This window comes from Alkalibacillus sp. S2W (assembly GCF_046764385.1).
GTDB classification, from domain to species: domain Bacteria; phylum Bacillota; class Bacilli; order Bacillales; family Alkalibacillaceae; genus Alkalibacillus; species Alkalibacillus almallahensis.
On the sequence record NZ_CP177234.1, the window covers coordinates 981,630 to 1,006,752 of the forward strand.

29 protein-coding genes and 2 riboswitches are annotated in these 25,123 nt (G+C 39.5%); of the genes, 19 read left to right on the forward strand and 10 right to left on the reverse strand.

Annotated elements, in window-relative coordinates; translation table 11 throughout:
* Window positions 1-10 precede the first annotated feature (10 nt).
* The gene (locus ACKXGF_RS05390; protein ID WP_411955196.1) at window positions 11-682 is read right to left on the reverse strand and encodes a DUF421 domain-containing protein; all 672 of its coding nucleotides are present in this window, start codon (window positions 680-682) and stop codon (window positions 11-13) included.
* A gap of 61 nt (window positions 683-743) precedes the next feature.
* Between ACKXGF_RS05390 and ACKXGF_RS05395 the strand changes: the two genes are divergently transcribed.
* Window positions 744-890 carry a hypothetical protein gene (locus ACKXGF_RS05395; RefSeq protein WP_411955197.1) on the forward strand — a complete coding sequence of 49 codons (147 nt, stop codon included), beginning with the start codon at window positions 744-746 and terminating at the stop codon, window positions 888-890.
* Window positions 891-979: 89 nt separating this feature from the next.
* Here ACKXGF_RS05395 and ACKXGF_RS05400 read toward each other — a convergent pair whose 3' ends face one another.
* The 3 genes from ACKXGF_RS05400 to ACKXGF_RS05410 all read right to left on the reverse strand — a co-directional run bounded on the left by ACKXGF_RS05400 (window position 980) and on the right by ACKXGF_RS05410 (window position 2,782).
* Window positions 980-1,408 carry a GNAT family N-acetyltransferase gene (locus tag ACKXGF_RS05400; RefSeq protein WP_411955198.1) on the reverse strand — a complete coding sequence of 143 codons (429 nt, stop codon included), beginning with the start codon at window positions 1,406-1,408 and terminating at the stop codon, window positions 980-982.
* 5 nt (window positions 1,409-1,413) lie between these two features.
* Window positions 1,414-1,935, reverse strand: a complete 522-nt coding sequence (locus tag ACKXGF_RS05405) for a YjcG family protein (RefSeq protein ID WP_411955199.1) — start codon at window positions 1,933-1,935, stop codon at window positions 1,414-1,416.
* A gap of 121 nt (window positions 1,936-2,056) precedes the next feature.
* Window positions 2,057-2,782 (reverse strand): alpha/beta hydrolase, encoded by a 726-nt coding sequence (locus ACKXGF_RS05410; protein WP_411955200.1) that lies wholly within the window; start codon window positions 2,780-2,782, stop codon window positions 2,057-2,059.
* A gap of 144 nt (window positions 2,783-2,926) precedes the next feature.
* Between ACKXGF_RS05410 and ACKXGF_RS05415 the strand changes: the two genes are divergently transcribed.
* The 12 genes from ACKXGF_RS05415 (at window position 2,927) to thiE (ending at window position 13,240) form a co-directional block, all read left to right on the forward strand.
* A complete protein-coding gene (locus ACKXGF_RS05415) occupies window positions 2,927-3,487 on the forward strand; it encodes a phosphatidylglycerophosphatase A (RefSeq protein ID WP_167263929.1) in 561 nt (186 codons plus the stop codon).
* Window positions 3,488-3,499: 12 nt separating this feature from the next.
* The gene (locus ACKXGF_RS05420; protein ID WP_411955201.1) at window positions 3,500-4,327 is read left to right on the forward strand and encodes an aldo/keto reductase; all 828 of its coding nucleotides are present in this window, start codon (window positions 3,500-3,502) and stop codon (window positions 4,325-4,327) included.
* A 71-nt stretch (window positions 4,328-4,398) separates the two neighbouring features.
* A complete protein-coding gene (locus ACKXGF_RS05425) occupies window positions 4,399-5,580 on the forward strand; it encodes an acetyl-CoA C-acetyltransferase (protein WP_411955202.1) in 1,182 nt (393 codons plus the stop codon).
* 179 nt (window positions 5,581-5,759) lie between these two features.
* A riboswitch (TPP riboswitch) is annotated at window positions 5,760-5,861 on the forward strand.
* A 242-nt stretch (window positions 5,862-6,103) separates the two neighbouring features.
* Window positions 6,104-7,174 carry an IS30 family transposase gene (locus ACKXGF_RS05430; RefSeq protein ID WP_411953264.1) on the forward strand — a complete coding sequence of 357 codons (1,071 nt, stop codon included), beginning with the start codon at window positions 6,104-6,106 and terminating at the stop codon, window positions 7,172-7,174.
* A gap of 148 nt (window positions 7,175-7,322) precedes the next feature.
* Window positions 7,323-8,006, forward strand: coding sequence for a thiaminase II (tenA, locus tag ACKXGF_RS05435; RefSeq protein ID WP_167263935.1), 684 nt, complete (start codon window positions 7,323-7,325; stop codon window positions 8,004-8,006).
* Window positions 8,007-8,059: 53 nt separating this feature from the next.
* Window positions 8,060-8,830: a thiazole synthase gene (locus tag ACKXGF_RS05440; protein ID WP_411955203.1), complete on the forward strand. Its 771-nt coding sequence runs from the start codon at window positions 8,060-8,062 to the stop codon at window positions 8,828-8,830.
* A 16-nt stretch (window positions 8,831-8,846) separates the two neighbouring features.
* On the forward strand, window positions 8,847-9,950 hold the full coding sequence (gene thiH / locus ACKXGF_RS05445; protein ID WP_411955204.1) for a 2-iminoacetate synthase ThiH: 1,104 nt from the start codon (window positions 8,847-8,849) through the stop codon (window positions 9,948-9,950).
* The gene (locus tag ACKXGF_RS05450) at window positions 9,951-10,565 is read left to right on the forward strand and encodes a thiamine phosphate synthase (RefSeq protein ID WP_411955205.1); all 615 of its coding nucleotides are present in this window, start codon (window positions 9,951-9,953) and stop codon (window positions 10,563-10,565) included.
* On the forward strand, window positions 10,549-10,752 hold the full coding sequence (gene thiS, locus ACKXGF_RS05455; RefSeq protein ID WP_306977383.1) for a sulfur carrier protein ThiS: 204 nt from the start codon (window positions 10,549-10,551) through the stop codon (window positions 10,750-10,752). The genes ACKXGF_RS05450 and thiS overlap by 17 nt, the downstream gene beginning before the upstream one ends.
* 17 nt (window positions 10,753-10,769) lie before the next feature.
* Window positions 10,770-11,789 (forward strand): thiazole biosynthesis adenylyltransferase ThiF, encoded by a 1,020-nt coding sequence (locus ACKXGF_RS05460; RefSeq protein ID WP_411955206.1) that lies wholly within the window; start codon window positions 10,770-10,772, stop codon window positions 11,787-11,789.
* Window positions 11,790-11,804: 15 nt separating this feature from the next.
* Window positions 11,805-12,611: a bifunctional hydroxymethylpyrimidine kinase/phosphomethylpyrimidine kinase gene (thiD, locus tag ACKXGF_RS05465; protein ID WP_411955207.1), complete on the forward strand. Its 807-nt coding sequence runs from the start codon at window positions 11,805-11,807 to the stop codon at window positions 12,609-12,611.
* Window positions 12,608-13,240, forward strand: a complete 633-nt coding sequence (thiE, locus tag ACKXGF_RS05470) for a thiamine phosphate synthase (RefSeq protein WP_411955208.1) — start codon at window positions 12,608-12,610, stop codon at window positions 13,238-13,240. The genes thiD and thiE overlap by 4 nt, the downstream gene beginning before the upstream one ends.
* Window positions 13,241-13,443: 203 nt before the next feature.
* Here the strand turns inward: thiE and ACKXGF_RS05475 are convergent, their stop codons facing one another.
* The 4 genes from ACKXGF_RS05475 to ACKXGF_RS05490 are packed head-to-tail and all read right to left on the reverse strand — an operon-like array spanning window position 13,444 to window position 16,250.
* Window positions 13,444-14,190: an ABC transporter ATP-binding protein gene (locus ACKXGF_RS05475; protein ID WP_411955209.1), complete on the reverse strand. Its 747-nt coding sequence runs from the start codon at window positions 14,188-14,190 to the stop codon at window positions 13,444-13,446.
* Complete coding sequence (locus ACKXGF_RS05480; protein ID WP_411955210.1) at window positions 14,177-14,956, reverse strand: ABC transporter permease; 780 nt, start codon at window positions 14,954-14,956, stop codon at window positions 14,177-14,179. Before ACKXGF_RS05480 ends, ACKXGF_RS05475 begins: the two co-directional genes overlap by 14 nt.
* The gene (locus ACKXGF_RS05485) at window positions 14,949-15,248 is read right to left on the reverse strand and encodes an MTH1187 family thiamine-binding protein (RefSeq protein ID WP_411955211.1); all 300 of its coding nucleotides are present in this window, start codon (window positions 15,246-15,248) and stop codon (window positions 14,949-14,951) included. The genes ACKXGF_RS05480 and ACKXGF_RS05485 overlap by 8 nt, the downstream gene beginning before the upstream one ends.
* Window positions 15,249-15,251: 3 nt before the next feature.
* Window positions 15,252-16,250 (reverse strand): ABC transporter substrate-binding protein, encoded by a 999-nt coding sequence (locus ACKXGF_RS05490; RefSeq protein ID WP_411955212.1) that lies wholly within the window; start codon window positions 16,248-16,250, stop codon window positions 15,252-15,254.
* Between the two features lie 88 nt (window positions 16,251-16,338).
* Window positions 16,339-16,450, reverse strand: a riboswitch (TPP riboswitch).
* Window positions 16,451-17,077: 627 nt separating this feature from the next.
* On the opposite strand from ACKXGF_RS05490, the gene ACKXGF_RS05495 reads away from it, so the two are divergent.
* The 6 genes from ACKXGF_RS05495 to ACKXGF_RS05520 all read left to right on the forward strand — a co-directional run bounded on the left by ACKXGF_RS05495 (window position 17,078) and on the right by ACKXGF_RS05520 (window position 23,539).
* Window positions 17,078-18,685: an acyl-CoA synthetase gene (locus ACKXGF_RS05495; RefSeq protein ID WP_411955213.1), complete on the forward strand. Its 1,608-nt coding sequence runs from the start codon at window positions 17,078-17,080 to the stop codon at window positions 18,683-18,685.
* Window positions 18,686-18,896: 211 nt separating this feature from the next.
* Window positions 18,897-19,274 carry a double zinc ribbon domain-containing protein gene (locus ACKXGF_RS05500; RefSeq protein ID WP_411955214.1) on the forward strand — a complete coding sequence of 126 codons (378 nt, stop codon included), beginning with the start codon at window positions 18,897-18,899 and terminating at the stop codon, window positions 19,272-19,274.
* A complete protein-coding gene (locus tag ACKXGF_RS05505) occupies window positions 19,271-20,881 on the forward strand; it encodes a zinc ribbon domain-containing protein (protein ID WP_411955215.1) in 1,611 nt (536 codons plus the stop codon). The genes ACKXGF_RS05500 and ACKXGF_RS05505 overlap by 4 nt, the downstream gene beginning before the upstream one ends.
* Window positions 20,862-21,854 carry a zinc-dependent alcohol dehydrogenase family protein gene (locus ACKXGF_RS05510; RefSeq protein ID WP_411955216.1) on the forward strand — a complete coding sequence of 331 codons (993 nt, stop codon included), beginning with the start codon at window positions 20,862-20,864 and terminating at the stop codon, window positions 21,852-21,854. The genes ACKXGF_RS05505 and ACKXGF_RS05510 overlap by 20 nt, the downstream gene beginning before the upstream one ends.
* Before the next feature lie 202 nt (window positions 21,855-22,056).
* Complete coding sequence (locus ACKXGF_RS05515) at window positions 22,057-23,187, forward strand: glycerate kinase (protein ID WP_411955217.1); 1,131 nt, start codon at window positions 22,057-22,059, stop codon at window positions 23,185-23,187.
* A 100-nt stretch (window positions 23,188-23,287) separates the two neighbouring features.
* Entirely contained in the window at window positions 23,288-23,539 is a 252-nt protein-coding gene (locus ACKXGF_RS05520; protein ID WP_411955218.1) for a phage holin family protein, read from the forward strand.
* 158 nt (window positions 23,540-23,697) lie between these two features.
* On the opposite strand, the gene ACKXGF_RS05525 is transcribed toward ACKXGF_RS05520, so the two are convergent.
* Together ACKXGF_RS05525 and ACKXGF_RS05530 are read right to left on the reverse strand one after the other, a co-directional pair.
* Window positions 23,698-24,081: a carbonic anhydrase gene (locus ACKXGF_RS05525; protein ID WP_167263873.1), complete on the reverse strand. Its 384-nt coding sequence runs from the start codon at window positions 24,079-24,081 to the stop codon at window positions 23,698-23,700.
* Window positions 24,082-24,145: 64 nt separating this feature from the next.
* Entirely contained in the window at window positions 24,146-25,120 is a 975-nt protein-coding gene (locus ACKXGF_RS05530) for a sortase domain-bontaining protein (protein ID WP_411955219.1), read from the reverse strand.
* Window positions 25,121-25,123 lie beyond the last annotated feature (3 nt).

A 25,123-nucleotide genomic window follows, 5' to 3' on the forward strand; every position in this document is an offset into this window, starting at 1 on the left:
TAAAATCCGGCTAGTATGGCATCACATACAAGCCGGATTTTTGTGTCCATTCGGCATACATAACCTGATGGATCTCTAAATCCTGCCGTTTTAATTCATCCTCAACTTGGTGTTTGTCCCAAACAATTTCTTTCAAATTTTCGGTAACCAATTCACCATCAGTAATGATTGTGATGGGTAATTCAACTGGTTGTGGCGTTTGGTTAAATTGCTCATTCGTCGGCGATTGGTGGATATATTTCTTAAGGACATTAATACTACCATTCGTTTCAAAAACAGCATATTCTACTTCTTGAATAGAGAACACCCCTTCATCTCTTATTAGATGCATGAGTTGATTCATGTCAAGTTTAGCTTTTTTCATCACATCTTTTTGAATTTGTCCTCGCCTAATAATAAGTGAAGGTGATCCTTCTAATATCTTTCGTGTACGTCTGAATTTATTAGTAATCCACTCTGTCACATAAATTAAGACACCCCAAAGTCCAACAGCGAATAGAATCATGGCAACGCCGACCTCTTTGTCAAATAAGGCATTTCCGACGAGTTCACCTAAGACAAGAGCTGCAATGAAGTCGAATGCTGTAATCTGAGTGATTTGGGATTTACCTAGCAATTTTGTTAAAACAAAGAGGGCAAGGAACCCTATACATGATTCGATTAATATATTTATAAAGTCCAATTGTCATGACACCTCCAAATTCAATTAGTTCTTATTATGGAAGGTGTATTGACTTTCATACATGAATGAAACTAGATCTTTTGAAACAAACTACACTAAAAAGATTGTTGAGAGGATGAAAGCTATGCAAGGTAAAATGACTTTAGGACTCGTGATTTTAGCGATCGTGTTACTACTGGCATGGTTAATGTATCATTGGCTGATCTGACATAATTCATGTATGCAGGAGTAAAAAATAAAATCCAATCTATAATGAATGGCAATAAAAAAAGCTGGCTTAATCGCCAGCTTTTTGAGTTATAAATCTTTTATCATCGTGACGTGAGGAATACCTGCATCCATGAATTCATCCGAAACAACTTCATAGCCAAGCTTTTCATAAAATTTAATGGCGTAAGTTTGCGCATTTAATTTAGCCTTTGAAAAACCTTTCTCACGAATGACGTCTTCCATGGCTAGAATAATGTCGCGTCCATAGCCATTACCGCGTTCCTCACTCAAAACAGCAATCCGTTCTAGCTTGCCGTATTCATCAACGAAGCGAAGACGGCTAGCTGCAATGGGGCGACGTTCCATGGTGTAGCCGACAAAGTGAATGGCAAGATCATCAAACTCATCCATTTCCTCATCAAAAGGGACTTTTTGTTCTTCAACAAAAACCACCTTTCGAATATCGAATGCTTCGTCTTTTTCCCGTAATGTTTCGATTGGTTTAATCTTTAGCATCGATCTTATCCCTCGCCAAACTTGAATGTTTCGTGGACAGTCCATGAACCGTCTTCTAATTGATATAACAATTGGAATCGATCAACCGTATCGTGTAAATCAAATGACAACATTTTTAAACTACCAAAAACATCGGAATGTTCGTCTTCTGATAATTCTTGACTGATTGTAATATGAGGGACGAACTTAAATTCACGATTATCTGGGAACGGCTCCTCATGCATTTTTTCGTTTAAATAGGTAAGTTGCTCATGATCATCGACACGTAAATAGATGGTTTCTGTGGTCGGACTAAATGAGCTCACTCGTCCAATATGAATATCAAAAGGCTCAACCTTTTTAGCTAATTCGCTACAAGCCTTTTCGATTTCCTTAATTTCATCTTGTGTTGCTTCAAAGCGCTCTTTCAATGTGATATGTGGTGGAATTAAAGAATAGCGTGGGTCATAGCGCTTTCGGTAGGAGTTTGCTTCGTCTTGTATTTCTTTAGATGGAAAAATGGCAATACCATAAGTTACGGGTGTCATGATTAAATCCCTCCATTAAATTTCAAAATTTCTTGTTTTTAAACTCCGAATTAAACTGCTTTTTTAGCTATAAACTTTATTATAACAGAAAATGGGTAGAAAAATCGCCCTTTATTTGTGCTTATTTTCCAAAAATATATTCAATAGCATTGGGTAGGTCTTTTTGCCATTGCTTCCAAGTATGATTACCCTTTAGTTCTTTATAGTGATAATCTGAAACGCGTCCCTCTAAGAGTTGATTGAGTTTACGATTTGGATTTAGAAAATCTTCAATATCACCATATGTTGTTTCAACTTCTTCTTCATCTAAGCCAATCGTATGATAAATCGACATCGTATCAATTTCGTCGCTGTCTTTAACAAGTTGTTCAATCCGTTCGTCCGTGTAGGGTGATTGCATAATCACTTTCCCGAATGTGTTCGGGTATTTTAAGGCAGTCATGAGTGAAACAGTACCGCCGAGTGAATCGCCCATTAAGACACGACAAGATTTCACATGATAGCTAGGAAGTTCTTTGTCTAAAACAGGAACGACTTCAAAACGTAAAAACTTCATGTAATTTTCCTGCATGTCACTATCTGGATGATATTTATGCCAGCGATCGTCTCGGTCTTGATAGTGAATCCCACAGAAAATCGTGTTTTCAATTTTACCTTCTGCATGAAGGTTGTCACTGACGCGAGCTAGACGTCCAAGTTGATAATAATCATCACCATCTTGCACGATACACAAATGGTATTTATATAAAGGCGAGTAATTTTCCGGGCGATAAATACTAAGTGTAAATGTTTCGTTCATATATTCACTTTCGATTTCGCGTTCGATCATTGAGCCGTCTCTACCCAATCGAAACCCTCCAGTTCTAATAGATTAAATGATGTATGGCCACACTGGATGCTTATATTTTACCACATTATACAAAATTCGCGAACTTTTTCGATTTGTCCAAATTCTTTCGCATGGTATACTTAAACAAAGGAGGCAATAATCATGGCAGGACATTTTAGTCATATTCCAAGTGATCAAATTGAACAAGCCGCACGTGAAGCATTAGAAAATCGTGGGGTTACTATCCATAGTATTGCAGAAATTGTATATGAAATGCAAAAACCTTATAATCCATCGCTATCATTCGATTATTGTATCGATAGTGTCAATCGTGTATTGGATAAACGAGAAATCCAGCATGCATTATTAGTCGGCATAGAATTAGACCGGCTTGCTGAACAGGAGAAATTATCAGAGCCTCTTCAATCATTAGTTGAGCAAGATGAAGGGTTATTCGGGGTCGATGAGACCATCGCATTTGGAGCAGCGCTTGGCTATGGTAGTATTTCTGTCACCACTTTTGGCCATTTAGATAAAGAGAAAAAAGGTATTATTAAAGATCTTGATTCTAAAGTGGGTGGCCAATGTCACACCTTTTTAGATGACATGGTAGGAAGTATTGCAGCTAATGCATCGAGCCGCATTGCTCATCGACTACGCGATTCTATCGATGGACTTAGTGAAGAAGAAATCGAACAACGCGATCAAGAAGAACGTTACTAAGGAGGTTCTAATTTGTTAAGTAGTATTCAAGATATGAAAACATTAAATGATGGTATAAAGATGCCTGGCTTTGGTCTAGGAGTATATAAAGTATGGGAAGATGATGAAGCGCGTCAAAATGTACAGACAGCAATCCAACATGGCTATCGTCTCATTGATACCGCCTCGTTTTATCAAAATGAAGCGGGAGTTGGTCAAGGAATCAAGGATAGTGGTGTTCATCGCGATGACTTGTTCATTACGACGAAAGTTTGGAATGATGAACAGGGATATGACAATACATTGCGTGCATTTGAGGCGAGTATGAATCGACTTGAACTTGATTATTTAGATTTATATTTAGTGCACTGGCCAGTCAAGGATTACTACCGAGACACATGGAAAGCCATGGAGCGGTTAGTTGATGAAGGATTAATCCGGTCAATTGGTGTGAGTAACTTTAAACAACGTCATTTAGAAGATTTAATGACGACAGCTAACGTGAAACCAACCGTTAATCAAGTCGAGTATCATCCTCATTTACAACAACATGATGTAAAGACATTTTGTGAACAAGAATCCATCCAATTAGAAGCGTGGTCACCACTTAAACGTGGCGATTTATTTGACGATGAAACGATTCAACACATCGCTCAAAAACATGATAAAACACCGGCGCAAGTTATCTTACGTTGGGATGTGGATACGAATGTGATTACCATTCCGAAGTCGGTGAAAGAACATCGTATTGTGGAAAATAGTGATATTTTCGACTTTCAATTAGACCAAGCAGATTTAGATGCGATTAAAGCATTAAATGGTGATGAACGTGTCGGTCCTAATCCTGATCAATTTGGTTAAAAAATATATAAAATACAGCTGGACTTGAATCGGTTTTCGAGTCCAGCTGTTTAATAAAGAGGTGCAAATTTATGAATTCAGTTTATTTAGTAGACGGTGCGCGTACAGCCTTTACTTCATTTGGTGGTTCATTCGTTAATACGAATGCTGTTGATTTAGGTGTTACAACAGCTGAGGCAGCGCTGGAACGAGCGAATGTTTCAGCTGATGCGATTGATCACGTGATTTATGGTAATGTGATTCATACAAGTGAGAATGCGGCTTATTTGTCGCGACATATAGGACTGAAAGCAGGTGTTCCACAAAATGTACCAGCTTTAACATTAAATCGTCTTTGCGGTTCAGGGTTGCAATCCGTTGTTTCTGCAGCACAAGAAATTAAGTTAGATGAAGCGAATATTGTGTTAGCAGGCGGAGCAGAAAATATGTCGCAAGCGCCTTTTTCGAATTTTAAACAACGGTTTAAAGGTGTGAAAATGGGTGAGTTATCATTCACGGATATGTTGAACGCGACTTTGACCGATCAATATACCGGTAAAGGCATGGGGATGACAGCTGAAAAATTATCAGAGCAGTATGGAATCTCGCGTGAAGCGCAAGATGAATATGCAGCCCAGTCCCATCAACGTGCTTCTAACGCAGTTGAAAAGGGAAGTTTTGCTGAAGAAATTGTGCCTGTGACGGTGACAAGTCGTAAAGGGAGTCTTGAAGTGGAGCAAGATGAACATATCAAACCAGATTCATCAGTTGATGTGCTGTCTGGTCTGAAGCCTGTGTTCAAAGAAGATGGAACCGTAACGGCTGCGAATTCATCTGGCATCAATGATGGTGCAGCAAGTGTCGTCGTTGCTGGTGAGAAAGCAGTTCGTGATCACGGACTTTCACCCATGGCTGAGATTAAAGCTTGGCACGTAGCAGGTGTGGACCCAACAGTAATGGGGATTGGTCCAGTACCTGCCATTAATGGAGCTTTGAAAAAGGCAGGTTTACCCCTTGATGATATGGATTTAGTTGAAGTGAATGAAGCGTTTGCTGCACAGTATTTGGCAGTGGAAGCCGAGCTTGGGTTAGACCGCAATAAAACAAATGTTAACGGTGGTGCGATTGCATTAGGGCATCCTGTTGGTGTCAGTGGCACACGCATCTTATTGACTGCTGCTTATGAGTTAAAACGTCGCGGAGGTAAATACGCCGTTGTTAGCTTATGTATTGGCGGTGGTCAAGGTATTGCGATGGTGATTGAGAATCAATAAATAGGAAATCAGTCTTGTGGTGAGCTCACTAAAAAATGTGAGTATTCATGAATGGCAAAGTCGATTCCAAGGTTCCTTTATCGACTTTGTTATAAAATAACAGTAATTAAGAGTGAAAAATGGTTAACATAATGTCAGAGTTTTGTTAATATAAATTTAACAAGCAAATAATTTTAATGTAACAAAGCTAGGGGTGCCATTTAATTGGCTGAGAGGAATGATTCCGACCCTTTGAACCTGATCTGGTTTGGACCAGCGTAGGGAAGTGTAGTTGCTCGGAGTTTATTGGATTGTGAATTATGTCCAAGATTATCCAAGTCAACCACTTTCTTATGTCTGGTATAAGAAAGTGGTTTTTTATTTGGAAAATGACGTGATTCAGCTAGATTATTCGTTATTTTCTAAATTAAATATAAAAGGTGGATTTTATAATGAACTTAGCCACTTAAGTCATAAAAAACGCCATGTGAATTTCATGTTATATTGAAGTTAACCACAACACTCAATAAAGGAATGAAATCACATGACGCCATTTAATGATAACATGCCCCGCACTAAGGGCAAACACTTAAGCGCGGATGAACGGTCAAAAATCCAAGTGTTAAAGCAGGAAGGCTATTCTCACCGTCAAATCGCCAAAGTATTAGGCTGTGCGCCGCAAACAATCAATAATGAGATTAAACGGGGTTCGGTGACGCAAGCAAGAGAACAGAAACAAAATGGCAAAACATACCGCTATACGCATCCCGTTTATTTCCCAGATGTCGGCCAACGTCAGTACGAAGAAAATCGGTTAAACTGCGGGCGTATACCGAAATGGGTTGGTATCCCTACATTCATAGAATGGGCGGATACCAAGATGCTTCAGGACGGATGGTCTCCAGACGCTGTCGTCGGTTATTTGAAAGTCCATTTTCCGTATGCCCAAGCCTTACTACCGTGCACTACCACACTCTATCATTGGATCAACATCGGCATTATGCGGACGAAGAATATTGACCTGCTTGAGAAAGTCAGTCGCGCACCTAGAAAGACCGGGCGGCACGGTAAAGAAAATAAGCGCAAGTTAGGTACTTCCATTGAAGAGCGGCCGAAACATATTGAAGACAGAGCAGAGTTCGGACACTGGGAAATTGATACGGTACTGGGCGTTAAAGGTGAAGATGATGAGGTATTACTCACCTTGGCCGAGCGTAAAACACGGTTTGAATGCGTTATTAAAGTCGACCGAAAGGATGCATCATCGATTTCAAAAGCCGTTCAGTCACTGGCCGAGCGAACCGGCACAGACATGCGCGCCATGTTTAAAACCATCACGTCAGATAACGGGTCGGAGTTCAGCACGTTAGAAACGGATTTAAAAGAAACGACCCAAGTCTATTTTAGTCATCCCTATGCATCTTATGAACGCGGCACCAGCGAAAATCAGCACAAATTGATTCGACGGTTTATACCGAAAAGTCACCCCATCAGTCAAGTGAGTCAGCAACAAACCTTACGCGTACAAACGTGGATGAATACCTATCCGCGGAAACAGCTCAATTATCGCACGCCACAGGAAGCACTCATGACAGAGGTCAAGGCAATAGCTTAGATAGTTGTGACATTTCGCTCCCCCCTAGGGGGGAGAGCGTCAACTCTCTTCATCTATTCACAATCTCCCCATAGCAGGGGCTGGCCCAGTGGCTAACTTGTACTTGAAATTTAGGATTAAATATAAAATAATCTTGGAGGGATAATGTATGAAATTTTCAGATTTACTAAGGAAAGAGACGAATCATATTTGGGAAGCGAACTTTAATCACCCTTTCATTAAAGGGATTGGGGATGGAACGTTACCGATGGAATGTTTTCGTTACTATGTCATGCAAGATGCTTATTACTTATCACATTTTGCAAGGATTCAATCGTTAGGTGGGACGAAAGCTAATGACTTTTACACAACGAGCCGTATGGCAGCACATGCACAAGGAACTTATGAAGCGGAATCAGAGCTTCATCGTCATTTTTCAGAAAAACTAAATATTACTGAAGAAGAGCAGGAAAACTTTGAGCCAGCATTAACAGCGTACGCTTATACGTCTCATTTATATCGAGCTGCATACCAAGGCCATTTAGGTGATATTATCTCGGCAATATTACCTTGCTATTGGATCTATCAAGAAATTGGTGACAGGCTTAAACATGTTCAACCTGATGTTCCTATTTATCAAGAGTGGATTAATGCTTATGGTGGCGACTGGTTTAATAAGTTAGTCGAAGAACAAATTAACCGGCTTGATGAAATTGCTGAAAAAGTGACAGAAGCTGATCGTCAACAAATGAAACAGCACTTCACGATTAGCTGCCATTACGAATTAGCATTTTGGGATATGGCTTACAACTTAGAAAAATGGCCAGCACAATCTGAAATAATAAAATCTTAGGATTCTAGTAGTACTAGTTAAATAAGGTGTATTAACGAATGGAGGAATGAATGATGCAAGATTCATTAGTTATTGCTGGTAAAGAATTAAACAGTCGGTTATTTGTTGGGACCGGGAAGTTTGCTGATCATAGCAAAATGAAAGAGACCTTACAAGAATCCCGATCAGAAGTTGTTACAGTAGCGGTACGTCGAGTGGATTTAAGTGGGTCAGATCAATACATCTTAAACGATATTCCTAACCATATGACGTTAACGCCAAACACATCAGGTGCTCGATCGGCTGAAGAAGCTATTCGGATTGCTCGTTTGGCGAAAGCTTCTGGAATGGGGAATTGGATTAAAATCGAAGTGATCACAAACAGTAAATATTTACTTCCGGATAATGAAGAAACGATTAAAGCAACGGAATCACTAGTTAAAGAGGGTTTTGTTGTTCTCCCTTATATGAGTCCAGATCTAATGGCAGCTAAACGATTAGAAGAAGCTGGAGCAGCAACAGTCATGCCATTAGGTTCGCCCATTGGATCGAATCGTGGTATTCGCATGAAAGAAATGATCCAAATCATGATCGAAGATATTAAGGTACCTATTGTTATTGATGCTGGAATTGGTCGTCCTTCTGAAGCGGCAGAAGCAATGGAAATGGGGGCAGATGCTGTTTTAGTTAATACAGCCATCGCAACAGCAAAAGACCCAGTCGCGATGGCTAAAGCTTTTGACTTAGCTGTTCAAGCAGGTCGCTCGGCGTATATGTCTGGAATAGGCTCATCATCAACAAACGCTAAGGCATCTTCTCCTCTCACAGGATTTCTACACTCTTAAAAAAGGATGATTTATCGTGAGTTTTTATAACGTATTAGAGAAAGTCAATCAACTTCCTTTAGAAGACATGTTGGAAAATGTCACACAACACAATGTAGAACAAGTACTACAAAAAGACCGAATTAATGAAGAAGATTATTTTGCTTTATTATCTCCGGCAGCTGAACTTTATTTAGAAGAAATGGCTCAAAAAGCACATCAACTAACTATTCAGCATTTTGGTCATACCATGCAAATCTTCTTACCCCTTTATGTATCAGATTACTGTGTTAATACATGTCAATATTGTAGTTTCAGTGTTGAAAACGATTTCCCGCGTCGTATTTTAACCATGACGGAGCTAGAAGAAGAGGCGAAAGTTATTGCAAATATGGGGGTTGAGCATATTATCATCCTATCTGGTGAATCGATGATGCACTCGTCTGTAAAATATATTAAACAATGTATGAAAGTGCTTAAGAAATACTTTTCTTCAGTAGGTCTAGAGGTTCAACCGATGGATACTGAACAGTACCAAGAGATTGTTAATAGTGGTGTCGATCATTTGACTGTTTATCAAGAAGTTTATGATGAGGACATTTATCGGCAATTACACACAAAAGGCCCGAAACGCTTTTTTAAATATCGATTGGACACACCTGAACGGGGCTGTGAAGCGGGAATGCGCTCTGTTTCAATTGCAGCACTATTAGGGTTGAATGATTGGCGTCGTGAAAGTTATATCACGGGATTACATGCGCAATATTTACAACAAAAATACTTAGACGTAGAAGTCGGTGTAGCATTTCCAAGAATTCAGCCGAATGCGGGCGGCTTCCAACCTAAAGTAGAAGTAACAGACAAAAATTTAGTTCAAGCCATGATTGCTTACAGAATTTTTCAACCTCATTCTGGAATCACCGTTTCCACAAGAGAGCGCCCAGAGTTTCGAGAGCAAATTTTACCGCTCGGTCCGACGAAAATGTCAGCAGCATCATCAACTGTTGTCGGTGGTTATAATGAACCTAATAACACACAAAGTCAGTTTGAGATTTCTGATGAACGTTCAGTTGACGAGGTTAAAGAAATGTTATTGAAGCATAACTATCAACCAGTCATGAAAGATTGGCAGCTGATTTAGATGACTGAAGGTATCCATTTAATTTCGAATGGTAAACAATCTTTAGAAGAATTTATAAAAGTCGCAAAAGCAGTTTCCCCTTATGTTAACTATATTCATATAAGAGAAAAACATCGTACAGATTATGAACTAGTTGAGTGGATAAGTGAATTAGTGAAAAACGACATTTCGAAAGGTCGGCTCGTCATGAACGAGCGTGTTGAATTGGCAGTTCGAACTGAAATTAAGGGCGTCCAATTAACTGATCATAGTGAAGATGTATCTTCTGTTCGAATGAAGTACCCTAATCTATTAATTGGTCGGTCAGTCCATTCAGTTGAGGAAGCTCAAGATGCAGCTATTAGTGGGGCAGACTATGTCATTTTTGGACATATCTTTAAGACTAATTCAAAGCCTGGTTTACTTCCGCGTGGTTTGGAACAATTAGGACATTTAATTAAGTCTGTTGATATCCCAGTCATCGCGGTTGGTGGAATCACACCAAAACGAGTGGGAAGTGTCATGACCTATGGTGCTAGTGGTGTAGCTATTATGTCAGGTTTAATAGATTCAGAAAAACCAATAGAAGAGGCGAAACATTTTTTAGGAGGTGTTCGTGATGGTTCTTCACGTTAATGGTGAAAAGCGTGAATTATCGAATGATATTCAAACAATTTCTGATTTACTAAATCATTATAAATTGACTGATAAAAAAATCATTGTTGAGCTAAATGCTAATATTGTTGATCCAAGTCAGCATATTGAAACCCTAATACAGGATGGTGATCGAGTTGAGCTCGTTCACTTTGTTGGCGGTGGTTGATGGAAGGGGGTCATCGAATGTGGGAACGTTACTCAAGACAAATATTATTTGAAGGGATTGGCGAAGAAGGTCAGCGAAAGTTACAGACAAAGCATGTTCTAATCGTCGGAGCGGGTGCATTAGGAACAGGTAATGCAGAAGTATTAACGCGTTCAGGCGTTGGCCGAATAACCATTGTTGATCGTGATTACGTTGAAAGAAGTAATTTACAAAGGCAGCAGCTATACACTGAGCATGATGCAATCGACAGAACACCTAAAGCAGTTGCAGCCCAAAAAAGGTTACGCGAAATTAACCCTAATGTTGAAGTTAACGGGAAAATAGTAGACGTAACCGTAGAAGAAATCGAACAGCTTATTTCTGATGTTGATTTAGTGATTGACGCAACTGATAATTTTGACATTCGTTTTTTAATTAATGATAGTGCACAAAAATATCGTATTCCATGGATTTATGGAGGGTGTGTCAGTAGTTACGGTCTAAGTTTTACTATTATTCCTGGTGAAACACCATGTTTGAATTGTTTACTTGAAACGATCCCGCTAGGTGGTGCGACGTGTGATACTGTTGGCGTCATTTCACCAACGGTTCAGATGGTCGTTGCCTATCAAACAGTTGAAGCGATGAAAATTTTAGTTGAAGATTTTGAATCGGTACGACGGAAATTAGTTTCATTTGATTTATGGAATAATGAACAGTCTGCCATTGATGTTAGTCGTTTGAAGAAGGAAGGTTGTCCATCGTGTGGAGAGTCTCCGAGTTATCCCTATTTATCATATGAAAACCAAACGAAAACAGCAGTGCTTTGTGGGCGTAATACAGTACAGATTCGTCCACCTAAGAAAGTCGACCGTGATTTACATGTTTTAGTCACTCAATTAGAAAAGCAAGGTGGGACCATCGAACAAAACCCATTTTTAGTGACCTATCATTATGAAGATAGGCGTGTGGTCTTTTTCAAAGATGGGCGTGTGTTAATTCACGGAATGAAGGATATCGTTGAAGCTAAAAAAATCTATCATCAACTATTAGGTTAGTAGGGAGGAATAAGTGTGACAGTAGTAAAAGCATTAACGATCGCTGGATCTGATTCTGGTGGCGGAGCTGGGATTCAAGCGGATTTAAAAACCTTTCAAGAATTAAAAGCATATGGCATGTCAGTATTGACGGCTGTAACAGCTCAAAATACATTAGGCGTACAAGGTGTTTATCCTCTAACAGTAAGTCAGGTTGAAGAACAGTTGGGTTCAGTTGGAGAAGATTTAAAGCCTGATGCTTTAAAAACGGGGATGTTATTTAGTGCAGAGATTATTGAAGCTGTAGCGAAAAAAATTCAGCAATACGATATGAATAATGTTGTGGTTGATCCTGTTATGATTGCAAAAGGTGGTGCCAAACTGTTACAAGACGAGGCAATTGATACGATGAAAAAGGACTTAATACCACTTGCAACTATTGTAACGCCAAATATTCCTGAAGCTGAAGTAATCACAGGTTTAACATTAAATTCATTGAAAGACCGAAAAGAGGCTGCTAAATGTCTATATCAGTTGGGAGCTCAAAATATTATTATTAAGGGTGGTCATGGTGAAGAAGAAGAGGTGGTCGACCTTATATATGATGGTGAGACGTTTACACAATTAATAAATGAACGTAAGTATACAACAAATACACACGGTACAGGATGTACATTTGCAGCAGCGATTGCAGCTGAACTCGCAAAAGGAGTCACTGTTATGGAAGCCATTCGTGTTGCAAGGGAATTCATTCAAGTTGCAATTGAAGATGATTTAAACATTGGATCTGGCCAAGGACCAACGAACCATTGGGCTTATCAAAGTAGGAGAGAAAAAGTATGATCGAAAAACAATTGGCATTATATCTTGTTATGGGTAGTCAAAATTGTAAACATGATCCTGTTGAGACGTTAGAGAAAGCTATTCAAGGGGGTGTGACTTTCTTTCAATTCCGTGAAAAAGGGGGAGGTTCAAAGATTGGTGAAGAAAAGATCGAATTAGGGCTTCGTCTTAAAGAAGTTTGCCGACAATATGACGTTCCATTTATTGTTAATGATGACCTTGAACTCGTTAGTGAATTAGATGCCGACGGGTTACATGTTGGTCAAAAAGATGGTGATATGAAGAAAATGAAAGAGTCACTTAAAAGCTATCAAATGCTTGGGGTTTCGACTCATAATGTAAATGAAGCTCTTGAAGCCCAAAAACTTGGTGTAGATTATATTGGCGTTGGACCTATGTTTAATACGTCAACTAAAGATGATATCGAGGAAGTAAATGGCCCGATCGTTATTAAAGAAATTAGGGAACGATTGCCGAATATTCCGCTTGTTGGAATTGGTGGAATTAAACATGATAATGCTTCACAAGTTATTGAAGCGGGTGCAGATGGAGTAGCAGTGATATCGGATATTACACAGGCCCAATCGGTGAAAGACGCTACTGAAAGATTAGTTGAGAATGCTAATTGACTGTGATTCCTATTTATTTTAGCTCATACTAAATAGAAAAAAAGAGGGTCTCAAGAACGACCCTCTTTACTATTAGATTATGCCTGCGTTTTATTAATTTTTACTGATTACCCTCATGCTTGTATGGAATATTGAATGAGGCTAAGTTTCATTTTATTAGCGTGTCGTAATAGTAAAAAATATTATTTATTGCCTGTGATTGGTCAAGACGGTAAATGAGAAGCGCGCATTTCTTTAAAAATCTCTTTTTTAAATTCTAAAAAATCATGTGATAACAGTAAATCTTCATTTCTCGGACGTTCAAAAGGGACGCTCATTTCCCGTTGAATATTTGCTGGGCTATTCGATAGTATGATGATGCGATCAGACAAGAACAACGCTTCCTCAATATTATGAGTGACAAAAACGATTGATCGTTTATGTTCCTCCCACATGGACAGAAGCCATTGTTGCATGTCCGTTCGGGTGAATTCATCGAGTGCTGAAAAAGGTTCATCCAACAGAATTAACGGTTGCGGGCTTAAAACACTCCGTATAAAAGAAACGCGTTGTTTCATACCACCTGACAGTTCGTGGGGATAGGCATCAGCATAATCAGCTAAACCTGCACGGTCAATCATTTGTAATGCTGTGTCACGATCGCGTTTCCCTTGAATTTCTTGACCAAGTAACACGTTATCTATAACGGAACGCCAAGGAAACAAAGACGGTGATTGTGGTGTGTAGCTGACTGAACCAGGTTGATTTTTGATACTTTCATCGTTTAATAATATGTCTCCTGAAGTAGGCGATTCAATCCCACCGATGATTCGAAATAGAGTGCTTTTACCACTACCTGATGGACCTAAAATTGAAACGAACTCTCCTTGGTCAATGGAAAAATTGATCTGTTTTAATACATCTTGTTCGCCGAATGATTGATTAATGTTTTTAACATCAAGATGAGCCATTTGTATTCCTCTTTTCTGATGCTTGCCAACGGATGACACGTTTTTCGAGCCAAACGATAAGCATAAAGAATAATAAACTGATAAATACAATAATAAATATAGCGACGAAAACTCGGTCTGCTCTGAAAGATGAGGAAGCTAGTGTCATATAAACACCCAGTCCCTTATTAGCTCCAAGCCATTCGGAAATAACAGCCCCCATTACGCTATAAGTTGCGGAAATCTTCAGGCCAGAGAACAGGGACGGCAATGCACTTGGCCATTCCAATTTCCAAAACATTTGCCGTGTTGTTGCCCCGGCCATTAGCATATAATGGCGCAAATCACGGTCTGCTTGCTGCAATCCACCTAGTAGTGAAATAGCGATCGGGAAGAAGCAAACGAGTGTTATGACGATTAATTTCGGTAGCATACCAAAGCCAAACCAACCAACGAGCAAAGGTGCTAATACGATAATTGGTATATTCTGCGATAAAATAATCAATGGATACATGGACTGACGGAGTACTGGTATTAAATGAAGGAGAGTGGCCACAAGGATTCCACTTAAACTTCCGACGATAAAACCAATGATAATCAGTTCTACAGTCGCAAAAACGTGTTGATTATATTCAGTCCATTCATTTATACCGACTGTAAATATATCGCTTGGAGCAGGGAGAAACCATTTTGGTACTTCAAAGATGACCACACTTAATTCCCAAATGATGAAAAGAAGGATGAGGACCGTAAGTGGTCGCCATCCTTGTTTAATTAGATTAGACATGACGATGTTTCTCCGTTAATGCGTCCATTGAAGCCCCATCAGGGTAATGAGCGATTTTAACTTGAGATATGACATTAGGACAGCCAATCTCAATCATTTTGCGGTTGATGTCTTTGACGATTGATAATAATTCAGTCAATTCGCCTTCCATTGTGGTTTCAAGTGGCCCCACTTCGTATTTCACACCTGAGTCATCAATGACGTTAATCGCCTCGTCAACATAAGGAATGACGTCATCGTTTGGTCCAGGTGTTTTCGGGATCACTTGAATACTTAATAATGTGTTAGCCATCATTTATTCCTCCTCGGGTAAAAATTCATTGGTGAAAGCATCTTCAGCAGTAAATTCACCGTCTAATAAATCATGTTCATTCATCCATTCCGCATAATTTTCCCATGTATCAAGTTCTTGCAGACCCCATCTGGAAGCATCGTCTTGGTAACGTGGGGAAAGCCACTCCTGACTGGCCTTTACAAGTTCTTCATCTAAATCGGGTTCAGCCTCGATTAAGATGTTAGCGGCTTCTTCAGGATTTTCAATCGCATACTGATAACCTTCTGAAGCGGCATGAATAAAGCTTTCCGCTAGGTCGGGTTGATCATTCACAATCGATTCACTCGTTGCCAATACAGGTGTATAGTAATCAAGTTTTTCACTATAATCCGTTAAATAAATCATGTTCAAATCTGTTCCGCGTAATTCAGCTTCAATACCGTCCCAGCCGTAATAAATCCAGCCAAAGTCGATACCTTGACGCTCAACAGCTGTGAAAAAGTCAGAGTCCCCAATATTGACTGTTTCAACCTCGTCAACATTAGCACCTTCTTGCTGCATCAACGATGAAATAACAGCTTCTTCAAGCGGAGCGCCCCAGCCACCGTATGTTTTGCCTTCGAAATCGGCAGGTGAGGTAATTCCAGATCCTTCAAGTGCTGCAAAACCAGACGTGTTATGTTGAATGACAGCAGCAATTGAGACGACTGGAACATCTTGTACGCGTGCTTCTGTTATATTTTCTTGGAAACTAATCCCGAAGTCTACTTCACCTGAGGCAATCATCTGTTCAGGTGAAGCCTCGCCAGGTAAAATGATATTAACATCTAAGCCCTGTTCTTCAAAATAACCTTCAGCTTGGGCGACATAAAGCCCAGTGTGATTCGTGTTAGGTGTCCAATCGAGTACGACATCTACGCTCGTTAAGTTATCTTGATTTTCTTCAGAATCATTGCCCTCATCATTCCCACAAGCAGCTAATAATCCTAATAACAAGATTAATAGAAATAATTTTTTCATAGAAACCTCCCAATGATTGATAGCCATAAGTTGGGGGTACTAAAAAAGCCCTAGGTACAGTTCTCCTAGGGCACACAAAGTTTAATTGAAATGAAGCATCATTGTGTTCCCTACGCTGGTCTTAGCCAGTTCAGGTTCTAAGAGTCAGTATCTTACGGATACAATCTCAACCAGCAACACTGGTCCCCCTACAACTTATGTCTATACGATTTTATTCCGATTAAAGTGTGCCACAATTTTGTAATAATTTCAACTGTTAGGGTGTTATTTTAGTTGATAATGTTTTCAATTTATTACGGTGAGTGTGGAGACGCAGGTTTTATTTTTGGCTCTGTTATAGGCCGTTGTTGGTATTGTGATCCGCTATCGGTGGACGCTTTCCGCGGGCACTTCTCGAGCCTCCTCGGCAACTAAAGGAACTTCGGCTAAGTGCCGGACGTCAATCACAAACGCCGAAGTGACCCACATCCTGTGGCCATCTGGGGGTCTCGAGACGCGTGCTGTTCCCGTGACGGCCCGGACGGCCTAATGTCAACGTTGGTCACAGGACGTGACCGAACTTAGTTGACCAGGAGTCGCCACCTTCGCTCCTCACAATTCAACAACTCAGTGCTTTGTCATTTAAAAATCGACACTAAACTTTGGCAGAGCCTTATTTTAAAATATTACAAAGGGCGTTATTGCTTAAGTGGGTTTAATTTAAAAGTCTATTAACTAAATTTATATCAAATCGTAAAGCGCTTGAATTGAAGTGTTAATTATTCTATAATAATAATTAGAATTTTCTGATTAATAAGTCATCAAACACAATAAGGGGGAGTGTTTCGGTGGATACGAATGTTTCGAATGATTTTGAGAAAGTATTGGAACGAGCAAGAAGAAACACATTAGGTGACTTATTGTTACGGACGCGTGAGCGCATGCCGGACAAATTCGCTTTGGATTACGTGGGAAAACGAGTGACTTATGCTGAACTTGATGATCTCGTTAATCAAACGGCGAACGCATTTCGAAAACAAGGTATGGCTAAAGGTGACATGATCACCGTAATGTCTAAAAACAGTTTAGATTTTGTGGTGCTAAAATTCGCATTAGCTCGTCTTGGTGCAGTTATGATCCCCATCAATTATATGTTATCACATGAAGATGTCGCTTATATCTTAGAGCATTCGCAAGCCAATGGTATTATGGCATCTCAAGATTTCGCACCTGTATTAGAAGAAGCGACAAAACCAGGAACGATCCGATTTAAGTTTCTAATGGATTTAGAAGTAGGCGAACATGTAGGAGAAGAATTAATTGAATGGCACTCCCTCGAAGACGCACGTTCGAATGAGTCAAATGAATTCGTTGATGAAGATTTGTCTGATGATGATCTAGCTCATGTATTGTACACAAGTGGGACTGAGTCTCGTCCTAAAGGCGTCATGTTATCTCATAAGAGTTTAGTTAGCGAATATGTCAGTTGCGTGGTTGACGGGAAAATGGAAAGTCGTGATGTGCTCGTTCATGCTTTGCCAATGTATCATAGTGCTCAATTACATGTGTTTTTAGGGCCAAGCATTTATTTAGGTGCAAGTGGCATTATTTTACCAAATGCAACACTTGAAGGAATTTTAGAAACGATTGAGACGTATGGTGCGACACAATTATTTGCACCACCCACTGTGTGGATTGCTTTATTACGCCATCCAGACTTTGAAAAGCGTGACTTATCAACACTTGAGAAATGTTATTACGGTGCTGCGATTATGCCCCGGGAAATATTAAAAGAGCTATCTGAACGATTGCCGAATGCGAAGTTTTGGAACTTTTATGGCCAAACGGAAGTGGCCCCATTAGCAACGGCTCTGCAACCAGAAGATCAATTACGTAAACTTGGATCCGCTGGTAAGCCCACATTAAACGTGCAAACGAAACTGCTGGATGACCAAGGTGAAGAGGTGCCACGCGGAGAAGTTGGTGAAATTGTTCATCGAACGCCACATGCGATGAAAGGCTATTTGAATGATCCAGAAAAGACGGCGGAAGTATTCCAAAATGGCTGGTTTCATAGTGGTGATTTAGGTGTGATGGATGAAGAAGGTTATGTTACGATTGTTGATCGTAAGAAGGACATGATTAATACAGGCGGAGTCAACGTCTCAAGTCGTGAAGTTGAAGAAGCCATTTATGAACTTGACGGTGTCTCAGAAGTTGCAGTAATCGGTTTACCAGATGCTTATTGGATTGAGGCGGTTACCGCGATTGTGGTACCGAAAGAAGGGTATGAATTAACGAAAGAGGATGTTGTTCAATATTGCTCAAGTAAATTAACTAAATTTAAAGTGCCGAAATACGTACAAATTACTGATCAATTACCTAAAAATCCAAGCGGTAAAGTGTTGAAACGATCATTACGTGATCAATACGAATCAGTTGCAAATGAATCTTAGAAAAAGGCCGGCGTCATGTCGGCCTTTTCTAATGTGATTTATGAATGTAAAGTCAATTAATGGTTGGTTAAAACGTCGGAATAAAAGGTGTGAAATGACCATACCTGGTCAACATTTCGATTACGAATAAGGAAAATTCATCTATAGATAGAAAAATTCTGTTTTGTCTAACAATTATGATACAATAAATTTAGAAAATGGGGGGAGGTCTATGTCTAAAGAAGAGACAGAAAAGGCGAGGGTATTAGCTGAAAAATCAACATTACTCGCTCAATTAGGGGCTTCAATTTATCATCAATATCGCATTGGTCAATTATACAGTGATGAGTTGAAAGGATATGCGACTCGTATACAAAAGCTTGATACAGTGTTACATAAATTAAACGAGTCTGGCGAATCAACGACAACTTGTACTTGTGGTACAACGGTTAATGAAGCAGATATTTATTGTCCATCTTGTGGGCAAGCACTCACTTTTTTACAACTTAATAGACAGGATGAGACGTGTAAACAGTGCGACACACCCTTACTTCAAGATGCAACATTTTGCCATGTATGTGGGAAACGGAATAGGGAGGAAGCGACATGATCTATTGTCGACAGTGCGGTACCGCTAATCCTTCAGACGCTAACTATTGCTTTCATGATGGCTATCCTCTTGAACATCATGCATACCCACCTCACATGTCATCAAAACCCAGAGAATCTTGCCCACAATGTGGCGCTTGGCGGCATGATCATGCTTCCTATTGTCATATTTGTGGTGAAGCTTTAGAGCAAATTCAAATGCAAACTTTTACATCCAAACGTAATGCTCTAAAGTTTAAGCGTGAAGGTAGAGCAGAGGTGTTGAAATCTTTCTTATGGCCTGTTCCATTAGCAATGATTTCTATGATTATTATGATTGTGGTGATGAATCTATCACTTAATGAAGCAGGTGAGCAAAGTGTGAATAGAGTTAGCGTTGCTTCTTCTGATGTGACAGCAGAACTATTAAGTTATAATAACTATTTTGAACATAGTATCAGCCGTATTCGACAAGTTAATGAAGAGGGAGATTTAAAGACTGATCAAGCCTATTTGACATGGCAAGAAAACTTGTTAATAAGTCATGGGATTACTTTTGAACATAACGAAAAGGAAGATGTAAGTGATCTGAATAATGGAAACGAGTCTTATACGATGGACATAGAAGTCCAAAATAGTAAGCCTCAATACGTGTTTCTAATTGTTTTGCTCACAGGTATAAGTGCTTTAATTTATCGTCGGTTTCGTCCGCGAATTAGTTTGTTCTCAACGGCTATTAGTGCAGCAAGTTTTGCGATATGGTACTTGTTACCAGTCGCTATTTTAAGTTTGATCGTGTCTGATTCTCTAACTCGTGAGTTAAATAACGCTCAAAATAGGGAAATGAGCTTTCAATTCGTTTTGGACGGAACTTTTATTGTTTGGGGAATATTACTGATCGCTGTCTTTTTTGTTGCTCAACTATGGCGAGAAAAACGATCACTGCCTTATGTCTTGGATGGGGTGAAACGAGGAAGCTATTGGCTCGTGTTAATCTTTTTGCTTTTTTATGTAGGAAGTTTAGTCGTGGTTTCATTATCAGCGCAAGATGGTCATTATATAAATGTATTAATGCATGAAAACCTGTTTGTGAATGCTACTCTAGTAGCAGGTTTCTTAACGATTTTACTTATTAATACTGGCTTCTTGAATACACTCAACTTAAAGACTGCTATGCATGAAGAATCGGAAATAGCTTTTCATCTTTTTAATCGATCGTTGTCGGCACCAGATGAAAAGATGAGAAATGATAGTTTTATGGGAAGCTTCGATCAATATACTTCTCCACTTGTGCAGTTAAGCCCATGGTTTTGGTTTAGTTTTGTGATGCTTATGATTGCGTGCTTATTAATGGGTACTTATATGAAATCAGGATCATTGATTATTAAAGTTAAACTAGCAGTTGGGATTGCACTCGTATTTAGCATTATAAACAGTTTGCTTGTTATCATCATGTCTCAACGTATGGTACAAGTATTTGATGGGCAAGAAAATATAAATTTTGCTAGCTATGACCTACTTATGACCATGTTCGTTACATTTGGGTTTGTTATGTTATTTGTTATAGGTGGTATAGGGTTAAGATATCTTTGGAAAGGAGCGAATACAAATGAAAGCAATCGTACATGAGCAAATACCAGGATTGGATGGCCTCGCTTTTCAAGAGATTCGAGAGCCTAGTGTTGGTGTCAATGAAGTCAAAGTAAAATTGAAAACTGCTGGGTTAAATCGTCGTGACGTATCTGTGACAGGACGTCGTGAAGACGGCGCGGATTCACTCGTTCTTGGCTCTGATGGCGTTGGAGTCATTGAAGCGGTTGGCGCAGAGGTTAACGGTTGGAAGCCAGGTGATGAAGTAATTATTAACCCTGGAATAGGATGGGTACAGAATGGTGATGCACCACCTAAAGGGTTCCAAATAGTGGGTTTACCTGATGACGGAACATTCGCTGAATATTATGTGGTAAATGAACAATATATTGAGCGTAAACCGACATCATTAAATTGGGATGAAGCAGGCGTGATCGCTTTAGCTGGCTTAACAGCTTATCGAGCAGTGTTTACACGTGGCAATATACAGGCGGGAAATACAGTCTTATTGCCTGGAATTGGCAGTGGTGTTTTAACTTATGCTTTAAAGTTTCTAAAAGCGATTGGAGCTCGAGTGATTGTGACATCTCGTTCAGAAGCTAAATTAGAGACAGCTAAATCATTAGGCGCTGATCGAGGCGTCTTAACAACAAGTGATTGGCAAGAAACATTATCTGATGAGACGATTGATGTTGTTATTGAAAGTGTCGGGAAAGCAACCTTTCAGAAGTCGATCGAAGCTGTCAGGCGCGGTGGTACCATCGTGATGTTTGGTGCAACAACAGAAGACGTTGTTGAATTTGATTTACGCCAGTTTTTCTATGGACAATATAATTTATTAGGCACAACGATGGGAAGTGTTGAAGAACTGCAAGAAATGCTTGCGTTTGTAGAAAAACACGAGATTAAACCAGAGATTGATCAAATGTTCACCTTAGATCAATACGCTGAAGCATTTGAGTATTTACGTGATTCGAATAACTTTGGCAAAGTTGGCTTTCGAATAGAGTAAGATGGGAAACGTCCGAGTGTGCTCGGACGTTTTTTTAATGGCCAACCTGTTAATTTATTAGATAAACATACGGATTTATTTAATAAATAGGAGAAGTTATTTAATTACTAGAGGGAGTAATTAAATAACGAGATCGGATTATCTAATAAATAAGTCGTGCGTGTTATAATAGGCTAAAATTGTTCTGTAGGAGGGTTCATGGATGAAAATCACCCTATCACCAGATTCGTTTAAAGGTAGTTTATCGGCTCAACAAGTTTCTGATGTTATGTCGGAAGCGGTTCATTCGATTATGCCTAACGCGGATTGTGCTCAGTTGCCGATGGCTGATGGAGGAGAGGGGACGATTGATGCGTTAGTTCATGCGACAAATGGTTATCGCGTCGATGTATCAATAACGGGTCCGCTTGGTGAACGAATTAACACAGTAATGGGGATTGATGGTTATACAAATGAGGCCATTCTTGAAGTCGCGAGTGTTTGTGGAATAGATCAAGTAGAAAGAGATAATCGAAATCCTATGAATACGACATCTTATGGACTTGGAGAACTGATGAAATATGCTTTGGATCAAGGGTATTCCCAATTACTTATCGGCTTAGGAGGAAGTGTTGTAAACGACGGTGGAATCGGAATGTTAGCAGCATTAGGAGCTCGTTTTTATGATGCTGATGGCTATACACTTGAAGGCTATGGTCGTGATCTTCTCCTAGTTGACCAAGTGGATTTTTCAAACCTAGATTCACGATTAAAGAAATGTGAAATCCGAGTGGCTACAGATGTAGATAACCCTTTAACTGGGACTAATGGGGCAACTTATGTATTTGGACCGCAAAAAGGGGCCTCAAAACTTATGGTTCAACAACTTGATGATGCGATGCATTCATATAGTTCATTAGTCGAAGATGAGATCAAAGGGTCATTTCAATATCGGCCAGGAGCAGGTGCGGCAGGTGGTTTAGGCTTTGCCTTAATGGCAATAGGGGCTGAATTAAAGTCTGGAGCTTCATTAATTGCTTCGACGATAGGATTAAAACAAGCCATTTCAACCAGTGAATTAGTGATAACTGGTGAAGGGAAGAGTGATGAACAAACATTATCTGGAAAAGCACCAAGCTATGTGGCGAAACTCAGTCAACATCATCAAGTAGTATGTGTACTTATTTCTGGAGCAATTGATGACCCAGAGGGAAAATTGCGAGATGGTTTTTCTGGCGTTTTTTCGACAATCCATAAGCCTATGACTGAAGCAGAAAGTATAGCAAATGTGTCCGATTTACTCTATCAACAAACAGCAAATATCGTTCATTTCTATCAAAATTTCTCTAAATAGACGCTAACCGTTTCCATTCAACAAACGATTCATAGAGTGATGGTATAGCCTTCACTGGCATATAATGGGACAACTGTTGAATGGAAAGGAGGAGCTTACCATGGAAATTCTTGATTACGTGATGGACGAGGCGTTTGTTTTGATTCCTGTGTTGTGGATTTTAGGTAAAATGATTAAGCAGATGCAATTAATGCCGAATAGGTTTATCCCAATCACTTTATTAGGTATTAGTACGGTTTTTACTACTGTTATGATGGGATTCTCCGTTGAATCACTTATCCAAGCTATTCTCGTAACTGGCGCCGCTGTCTTCGGTCATCAATTGTGGAAACAATTTAACAATCATGATTAATACTCAAATTCAAGCTTAGAATTTAACTAATAAATACCTGAGTTTTTTAATAAAATGACGAGTTTTAGAAAAACCACATCCAATTATTTAATATCCCCGAGATTGCATAAAGAAAAAGAAGCTGACGCCATGCCAGCTTCTTTTTCTTTATGAGCGCATTAGGATGTCACATGTTCAACTTGCCACTGATCATTTACATATAATCCGACGATGTCCATGTCATAGCCCCAGCTACGGACTAGTGCGACACTTTGTTTAATTTGTTCTACTTTTTCTCGTTTATCGATAGGATTACCTGCGCAGTCGTGGTGACCAATGATGGCAAGAGCTTTCGATCCATGACCATCATTAGAAATGGTTAATTTCTTTTTAATTGAGTCAATCATGGTTTTGTCGCCTTCAAGCAATGCTTTATTGGGTCCTGCTTCATTGATTTGGTCAACATAGTCAACGCCATATTGTTGTTTCATCCAATTAATCACAGGTTCTTGCGTTCGACCATCCATACAATTAATCGCTGTTGCAAATGTTCCTTCAGCCATGTAATGCCTCCTTAAAATCTTATCTATCCTTCTATTATATAAGGAATAAAATAGCCTGTCACATTTATTCTACTAATCTAGCTTCAACAATCCAGTTGATCGAGCCGTCCGAAGTAAAGCAAGCTTGTAACGTGATTCTTTCACCACCTGATGTGCCAGTGATGCGGTTCCAATAATCTTTTCCGTTATTAAGTCCAATCCCTTTTCTATTCACTTGATAAGTACTAGTTACTTGATAACGAAAAGCTTCGCCATTCGCATCTGTTACTGTAAAAGAATGAGCGTTCCAAACAGAACTGAATACACCTGGGTTATGACCAATAAAATGGGTGTTCATGCCGTCTTTACCACTGAATGTTTCAATACCACCCCATGTCGAAGCGACGGATTGTTGATTAATGATGGATTGCCCATTCGCTCGTCCGCCATTTCGATAAGATACAGCTTGTCCATTAAAATAGATCGTCATAGGTTGATACTCTGGTTCGGTTTGATCTGAAGTAGATTGATTTTCATTAGAAGTAGATGACTTATCGGTCACGTTATTAGATTGTTTCTGCTGTTCAGAATCATTCTCTTTCTGTGTTGCCTTCGATTCATGATCAGTTTTCTGATTAGTTTCTTGAGTACGATTTGTCTGTTTAGGTGAAATCTGATCTAAAAATGCATCTCGAGTCCAATAAGTTTCATTATGGATGCTTATCTGTATCCATGTTGTGTCATTGATTTCTGTTTTACCAACCAGGTTAACCACTTGATTAGGAGAAAGTTTGATGTTTGTTTTGTAAGAAGTATGGGGTTCGCTATACAAATTAATATTCGCTTTAGCTCGGTATTCTCCAGAATGTTCGTCAATATCGTATGTAATTTCTGGCTTAGCTGCTGTAAGGGTAATGGCTGGTTTGTTCGGCAAGTCATGGGTGAGTGATTCATGCGATGATCCTTGATAGGCAGTTGTTTCTGAGGAGTAGGCAGGATTAACAAAAATAATCATGGTAAAGCTTAAGAAAATAATCATACTAACCCAAAGCTTTTTCACAAA

Bases quoted from the DNA above. Each gene is read 5' to 3' on its own strand.
- ACKXGF_RS05395 (WP_411955197.1), top strand. From the start codon at position 744: ATGAATGAAACTAGATCTTTTGAAACAAACTACACTAAAAAGATTGTT.
- ACKXGF_RS05400 (WP_411955198.1), bottom strand. From the start codon at position 1,408: ATGCTAAAGATTAAACCAATCGAAACATTACGGGAAAAAGACGAAGCA.
- ACKXGF_RS05405 (WP_411955199.1), bottom strand. From the start codon at position 1,935: ATGACACCCGTAACTTATGGTATTGCCATTTTTCCATCTAAAGAAATA.
- ACKXGF_RS05415 (WP_167263929.1), top strand. From the start codon at position 2,927: ATGGCAGGACATTTTAGTCATATTCCAAGTGATCAAATTGAACAAGCC.
- ACKXGF_RS05425 (WP_411955202.1), top strand. From the start codon at position 4,399: ATGAATTCAGTTTATTTAGTAGACGGTGCGCGTACAGCCTTTACTTCA.
- ACKXGF_RS05430 (WP_411953264.1), top strand. From the start codon at position 6,104: ATGACGCCATTTAATGATAACATGCCCCGCACTAAGGGCAAACACTTA.
- tenA (WP_167263935.1), top strand. From the start codon at position 7,323: ATGAAATTTTCAGATTTACTAAGGAAAGAGACGAATCATATTTGGGAA.
- ACKXGF_RS05440 (WP_411955203.1), top strand. From the start codon at position 8,060: ATGCAAGATTCATTAGTTATTGCTGGTAAAGAATTAAACAGTCGGTTA.
- ACKXGF_RS05450 (WP_411955205.1), top strand. From the start codon at position 9,951: ATGACTGAAGGTATCCATTTAATTTCGAATGGTAAACAATCTTTAGAA.
- thiS (WP_306977383.1), top strand. From the start codon at position 10,549: ATGGTTCTTCACGTTAATGGTGAAAAGCGTGAATTATCGAATGATATT.
- ACKXGF_RS05460 (WP_411955206.1), top strand. From the start codon at position 10,770: ATGTGGGAACGTTACTCAAGACAAATATTATTTGAAGGGATTGGCGAA.
- thiE (WP_411955208.1), top strand. From the start codon at position 12,608: ATGATCGAAAAACAATTGGCATTATATCTTGTTATGGGTAGTCAAAAT.
- ACKXGF_RS05475 (WP_411955209.1), bottom strand. From the start codon at position 14,190: ATGGCTCATCTTGATGTTAAAAACATTAATCAATCATTCGGCGAACAA.
- ACKXGF_RS05480 (WP_411955210.1), bottom strand. From the start codon at position 14,956: ATGTCTAATCTAATTAAACAAGGATGGCGACCACTTACGGTCCTCATC.
- ACKXGF_RS05485 (WP_411955211.1), bottom strand. From the start codon at position 15,248: ATGGCTAACACATTATTAAGTATTCAAGTGATCCCGAAAACACCTGGA.
- ACKXGF_RS05490 (WP_411955212.1), bottom strand. From the start codon at position 16,250: ATGAAAAAATTATTTCTATTAATCTTGTTATTAGGATTATTAGCTGCT.
- ACKXGF_RS05500 (WP_411955214.1), top strand. From the start codon at position 18,897: ATGTCTAAAGAAGAGACAGAAAAGGCGAGGGTATTAGCTGAAAAATCA.
- ACKXGF_RS05505 (WP_411955215.1), top strand. From the start codon at position 19,271: ATGATCTATTGTCGACAGTGCGGTACCGCTAATCCTTCAGACGCTAAC.
- ACKXGF_RS05510 (WP_411955216.1), top strand. From the start codon at position 20,862: ATGAAAGCAATCGTACATGAGCAAATACCAGGATTGGATGGCCTCGCT.
- ACKXGF_RS05515 (WP_411955217.1), top strand. From the start codon at position 22,057: ATGAAAATCACCCTATCACCAGATTCGTTTAAAGGTAGTTTATCGGCT.
- ACKXGF_RS05520 (WP_411955218.1), top strand. From the start codon at position 23,288: ATGGAAATTCTTGATTACGTGATGGACGAGGCGTTTGTTTTGATTCCT.
- ACKXGF_RS05525 (WP_167263873.1), bottom strand. From the start codon at position 24,081: ATGGCTGAAGGAACATTTGCAACAGCGATTAATTGTATGGATGGTCGA.